This window comes from Dryocola clanedunensis subsp. sulfonylureivorans (assembly GCF_016756775.1).
Taxonomy (GTDB): Bacteria; Pseudomonadota; Gammaproteobacteria; order Enterobacterales; family Enterobacteriaceae; genus Dryocola; species Dryocola clanedunensis.
In genome coordinates this window covers 1-5,007 of the sequence record NZ_JAERMU010000055.1, presented here as the reverse complement: position 1 = coordinate 5,007, position 5,007 = coordinate 1, and the positions used below count along the sequence as shown (strand labels likewise).

4 protein-coding genes, 1 rRNA gene and 1 pseudogene are annotated in these 5,007 nt (G+C 54.2%); 1 reads left to right on the top strand and 5 read right to left on the bottom strand.

Features of this window, described 5'->3' with window-relative positions; genetic code table 11:
* Window positions 1-2: 2 nt before the first annotated feature.
* Window positions 3-118, top strand: a 5S ribosomal RNA gene (gene rrf / locus HYQ67_RS23660).
* Between the two features lie 100 nt (window positions 119-218).
* On the opposite strand, the gene HYQ67_RS23655 is transcribed toward rrf, so the two are convergent.
* The 5 genes and pseudogenes from HYQ67_RS23655 to HYQ67_RS23635 all read right to left on the bottom strand — a co-directional run.
* On the bottom strand, window positions 219-977 hold the full coding sequence (locus HYQ67_RS23655; RefSeq protein WP_202308610.1) for an amino acid ABC transporter ATP-binding protein: 759 nt from the start codon (window positions 975-977) through the stop codon (window positions 219-221).
* An 8-nt stretch (window positions 978-985) separates the two neighbouring features.
* Complete coding sequence (locus HYQ67_RS23650) at window positions 986-2,086, bottom strand: amino acid ABC transporter permease (RefSeq protein ID WP_202308608.1); 1,101 nt, start codon at window positions 2,084-2,086, stop codon at window positions 986-988.
* A gap of 9 nt (window positions 2,087-2,095) precedes the next feature.
* A complete protein-coding gene (locus HYQ67_RS23645) occupies window positions 2,096-3,277 on the bottom strand; it encodes an amino acid ABC transporter permease (RefSeq protein ID WP_202308606.1) in 1,182 nt (393 codons plus the stop codon).
* 70 nt (window positions 3,278-3,347) lie between these two features.
* Window positions 3,348-4,373 (bottom strand): amino acid ABC transporter substrate-binding protein, encoded by a 1,026-nt coding sequence (locus HYQ67_RS23640; protein WP_202308604.1) that lies wholly within the window; start codon window positions 4,371-4,373, stop codon window positions 3,348-3,350.
* Window positions 4,374-4,884: 511 nt separating this feature from the next.
* A pseudogene (locus tag HYQ67_RS23635) lies at window positions 4,885-5,007 on the bottom strand (IS110 family transposase); the annotation flags it as partial.

The following is a 5,007-nucleotide window of genomic DNA, read 5'->3' as shown; positions in this document are numbered from 1 at the left end:
TGCCTGGCGGCACTAGCGCGGTGGTCCCACCTGACCCCATGCCGAACTCAGAAGTGAAACGCCGTAGCGCCGATGGTAGTGTGGGGTCTCCCCATGCGAGAGTAGGGAACTGCCAGGCTTCAAATAAAAGAAGGCCATCCGCAAGGATGGCCTTTTTGCTTTGGGAAAGGCACAACATTACGACTAAAAAGGCCGCGAAAGCGGCCTTTGCTTTGATATTAATGAATAACCTGAGACAGAAAAGCGCGGGTTCGCTCAGATTTCGGATGAGCGAAGAACTCATCCGGCGGTGCCTGTTCCACTATCTCACCTCGATCCATAAAGATCACTCTATCCGCCACCGTTCTGGCGAAGCCCATCTCATGGGTCACGCACAGCATTGTCATACCTGACTGCGCCAGGCCAATCATGGTATCCAGCACTTCCTTAACCATCTCCGGATCGAGTGCGGACGTTGGCTCATCAAACAGCATGATCTTCGGTTTCATGCATAACGAACGTGCAATGGCCACGCGCTGCTGCTGGCCGCCGGAGATCTGCCCTGGGAATTTATGTGCATGTTCGGCAATACGCACTCGTTCCAGATAATGCATACCCAGCTCCTCGGCCTCTTTCTTTGGCATCTTCTTGACCCAAATGGGTGCCAGAGTGCAGTTCTGCAGGACGGTAAGATGCGGGAACAAATTGAAGTGCTGGAAAACCATCCCCACTTCGGCTCTGACCTTCTCTATATTGCGCAGATCGTCATTCAGCTCTGTCCCGTCAACAACGATTCGCCCTTGTTGATGCTCTTCCAGATGGTTAATGCAGCGGATGGTTGTGGATTTTCCTGAACCTGACGGCCCGCAGAGAACGATGCGTTCTCCTTGTTTTACTTTCAGATTGATATCCTTGAGAACGTGAAACTGTCCGTACCACTTGTTCACATTTTCCAGCATGATCATCGCGTCAGCAGGTTGCAGTGTAATTTGACTCATATTCATCCTCAGTGCGGTGCTCGCCCGGTGTTAAAGCGCTTTTCCAGGTGTTGGCTGTAGCGCGACATGCTGAAACAGAAAGCCCAGTAAATCAGGGCCGCAAAGACGTAACCTTCCGTAGACATTCCCAGCCATGCGGGATCCACAGTGGCCTGCTGCACGCTGCTGAACAGATCGAACAGACCAATGATAATCACCAGACTGGTGTCCTTGAACAGGGCGATAATGGTGTTTACAAGGCCCGGGATCACCATCTTCAGCGCCTGCGGTAAAATCACCAGCCCCTGGGTTTTCCAGTAGCCTAAACCCAAAGACTCTGCCGCTTCATATTGCCCTTTAGGAAGCGCCTGAAGCCCTCCGCGCACAACCTCTGCGACATAGGCCGACTGGAATAGAATTACCCCGACCAGCGCCCGTATAAGCTTATCGATGCTCGTTCCTTCTGCCAGGAACAGCGGCAGCATGACCGATGACATAAACAAGACGGTAATCAGCGGTACGCCGCGCCAGAACTCGATAAACAAAACGGAAAGGATCCTTACCACCGGCATGGTTGAGCGCCGTCCCAGCGCCAGTAAGATCCCCAGCGGTAATGCTCCGGCGATCCCGACAGAGGCGATGATCAGCGTTAATGTCAGACCGCCCCACTGGCGAGTCTCCACGCGTTCCAGGCCGAGAAAACCGCCGTACAGTAAGACCCACACAACCAGCGGATAGATAACGGCCCACATAGCGATATAACGCCCACGATGCGGCATGGCATTCCAGAACATCGGAACAATAGATGCCAGGCCGATGATCAGCGCGAGGTTAATACGCCAGCGCTGGTCGTGGGGATAAAGCCCATACATGAATTGCCCAAAACGGGCGTGGATAAACACCCAGCAGGCCCCTTCTTTGGTGCAGTCGGAGCGGGTTTCGCCAATCCAGTTCGCCTGAAACACTGCCCAATTGAGTAAAGGCGGGATGAGTTCCCACATCATCCAGAAACAGAAGAGCGTCAACAGGCTATTAGACCAGCTGGAGAACAGGTTTTTGCGTGCCCACAGTATTGCGCCCGAGCGAGCGGCTTTTGGGGGCGCCTGATGGGAGAGTATTGCTTTCGTCATCACGGTTCCTTAGCGCTCGACCAGGGCGATGCGGCGGTTATAGATATTCATCAGCAGGGAAATCGTCAGGCTGATAATCAGGTAGACCGACATCGTAATGGCGATGGTTTCGATGGCCTGCCCGGTCTGGTTGAGCACCGACCCGGCAAACAGCGACACCATATCCGGGTAACCGATGGCGGCCGCCAGCGAGGAGTTCTTCACGATATTGAGATACTGGCTGGTGAGCGGGGGGATGATGACCCGCATCGCCTGCGGAATGATGACCTGGCGTAACGTGACCTGATTCGGCAGGGCCAAAGAGCGCGCGGCCTCGTGCTGTCCATACGGCACCGACTGGATGCCGGAGCGAATGATCTCGGCGATAAACGCGGAGGTATAAACAGACAGTGCCAGCGTCAGGGCTGCCAGTTCCGGTATCAGCACCATCCCACCGCGGAAGTTGAAACCGCGCAGGGCTGGAACATCCCAGTGCAAAGCTGCGCCGAAACCCCACTGTGCGAGCATCGGTAAGACCATCAGTAGCGCAAGCGCAACGGGCCAGGTACGGCGAAGCTGGCCCGTTTTAACCTGATGCATCTTATTGAAGCGATAAAGCCCGGCGGACACAACCAGCGCGGCAACAATGGCTACGGCAAAAGCGACGGCACCTTCGCCCATCTGCGGGGAAGGAATATAGAGCCCACGATTGCTGAGAAACAGTAGGTCGAAGGCGCTAACTGCCTGACGCGGCCCGGGAAGATTACGCAGCACGGCAAAGTACCAGAAGAAGATTTGCAGCAGCGGCGGAATATTACGGAACGTCTCAATGTAGAAGGTGGAGAGTTTGCGCAGCAGCCAGTTTTCCGACAGGCGAGCAAGGCCAAGGAAGAAACCGGTAAAAGAGGCAAACACGATACACAGGGCGGAAACCAGCAGGGTATTCAGTAACCCGACAACAAATACACGTCCGTAGGTGTCACCCTGCTCGTAGTCAATAAGGTGCTGGACGATACCAAAACCGGCGGCCCGGTCGAGAAACGCAAAACCTGAGGTAATGCCACGATTATTAAGGTTAGTGACGGTGTTGTGGACCAGGTAAACCGCGATGCCGACGACAATAGCGACCGCGATAATCTGAAACAGCCAGGCACGAACCGCGGGATTAGATAAGGAGAAGTCTCCTTTTACGGCTGGGCGGCGTTGGAGCATAAGCAAACCTTAGTAACATAAACTCTGACTCAGGGCGCTACCTGCGCAGCGCCCGTTTCTGACGTTTCGCTTAGCGAACTGGCGGAGCGTACTGAATGCCACCTTTATTCCACAGGTTGTTCTGACCACGTTTAATTTTCAACGGGCTTTCCGCGCCGACGTTGTGGTCGAAGATCTCAGCGTAGTTACCGACCTGCTTAACAATGTTGTAGGCCCATTTATTATCAAGCTTCAGGTCTTTTCCGAAGTCGCCCTCTTTACCTAACAGGTGGGCCATATCCGGTGTGGTTGGGTTAGCAGCCATCTGGTCGACGTTTTTGGAGTCGACGCCCATCTCTTCGGCGTTCAGCATGGCGAACAGCGTCCAGCGCACGATGGCGAACCACTCTTCATCACCACGGCGCACTACCGGGCCCAGCGGTTCTTTAGAGATAACTTCTGGCAGGACAATCCACTCAGCCGGGTTGCTCAGTTTGATGCGCAGGGCGTAAAGCTGAGATTGGTCGGAGGCGAGGGTGTCGCAGCGGCCTGATTCCAGCGCTTTCGCGGATTCATCGGAGCGGTCGAAGGTTACAGGCGTGTACTTCATCTTGTTAGATTTGAAATAGTCGGCGACGTTCAGCTCGGTATCCGTACCTGCCTGGATGCATACTGTGGCACCGTCCAGCTCTTTCGCACTCTTGAGGCCTGCTTTGTTATGGGTCAGGAAGCCGATACCGTCGTAGTAGGTGACGCCGGTGAAGATCATTCCCATGCCGCCATCGCGGGACGAGGTCCAGGTGGTATTTCGGGACAGGATGTCTACTTCGCCAGATTGCAGCGCCGTAAAGCGCTCTTTGGCGGTCAGCGGGGTGTATTTAACTTTAGTGGCATCACCAAATACCGCCGCGGCGACGCCACGGCAAACGTCCACATCAATACCGGAGAATTTACCGCTCGCATCGGCGTAAGAGAAGCCAGGCAAGCCGTCACTAATTCCGCACTGCACAAAGCCTTTCTTTTTTACTGCATCAAGCGAGGTCCCGGCATGAGCCTGACCCGCAACCGCTAACAAGGATCCGGCTGCGACCAGCGTGGCGAGTATCATCTTTTTCATCATGCATCCTGTGTGGCGAAATTATCGTTATATTTTGTGGCGTCCCGGAGGCGCCGCTACCTGTCTGTGGCATTAGCCAGTCTGGTTAAAGCAAAGGGAATGCCAGGTTTGCATCCGGCCATATGCGTGTATGGCCAGCGCAGTAAGCTGAGTGTAGACAGGAAAATGCGCGCTCAGCGCCCCGTGACGGTGCAAAACTGAAACCTGCGCCACATTTCGGAGCAAAAAAGTTTCAGAACTTGATCGTGTGAAAGGAACTGATTTCAGGCGTTAATAGTAGCGATGATAGGGTTCAGGCAGAGTTGTGAGAATTATCACGCAGTGCGCTGCAAATGAATGTAGCAGGGAGATTTTGAGTGATTTGTTTCACGTTTACCGGGGGAGGAACGTTCCGGGGCGAGGCTAAAAATTTACACGTCCCCAACTGGCTGCACTTTAAGGATGCAGAGCAAAAAAAAGCGCGAGTTAGACTCGCGCTCAGATTGCTGACGAAACTTTTTGGTAGATACTGTTATGCCATGCAAGCATTTCCCGTATGAAGCGTGGCATCGAACGGGCGTCCTGACTTCAGGACGCCGTATGCCACCTGCGCCAGCTTGCGCATCATCGCACCGATTATCAGCTTCGGCGCTTT

Excerpts from the sequence above, each read along its gene's own strand:
- HYQ67_RS23655 (WP_202308610.1), bottom strand. The coding sequence starts at position 977 with ATGAGTCAAATTACACTGCAACCTGCTGACGCGATGATCATGCTGGAA.
- HYQ67_RS23645 (WP_202308606.1), bottom strand. The coding sequence starts at position 3,277 with ATGCTCCAACGCCGCCCAGCCGTAAAAGGAGACTTCTCCTTATCTAAT.
- HYQ67_RS23650 (WP_202308608.1), bottom strand. The coding sequence starts at position 2,086 with ATGACGAAAGCAATACTCTCCCATCAGGCGCCCCCAAAAGCCGCTCGC.
- HYQ67_RS23640 (WP_202308604.1), bottom strand. The coding sequence starts at position 4,373 with ATGAAAAAGATGATACTCGCCACGCTGGTCGCAGCCGGATCCTTGTTA.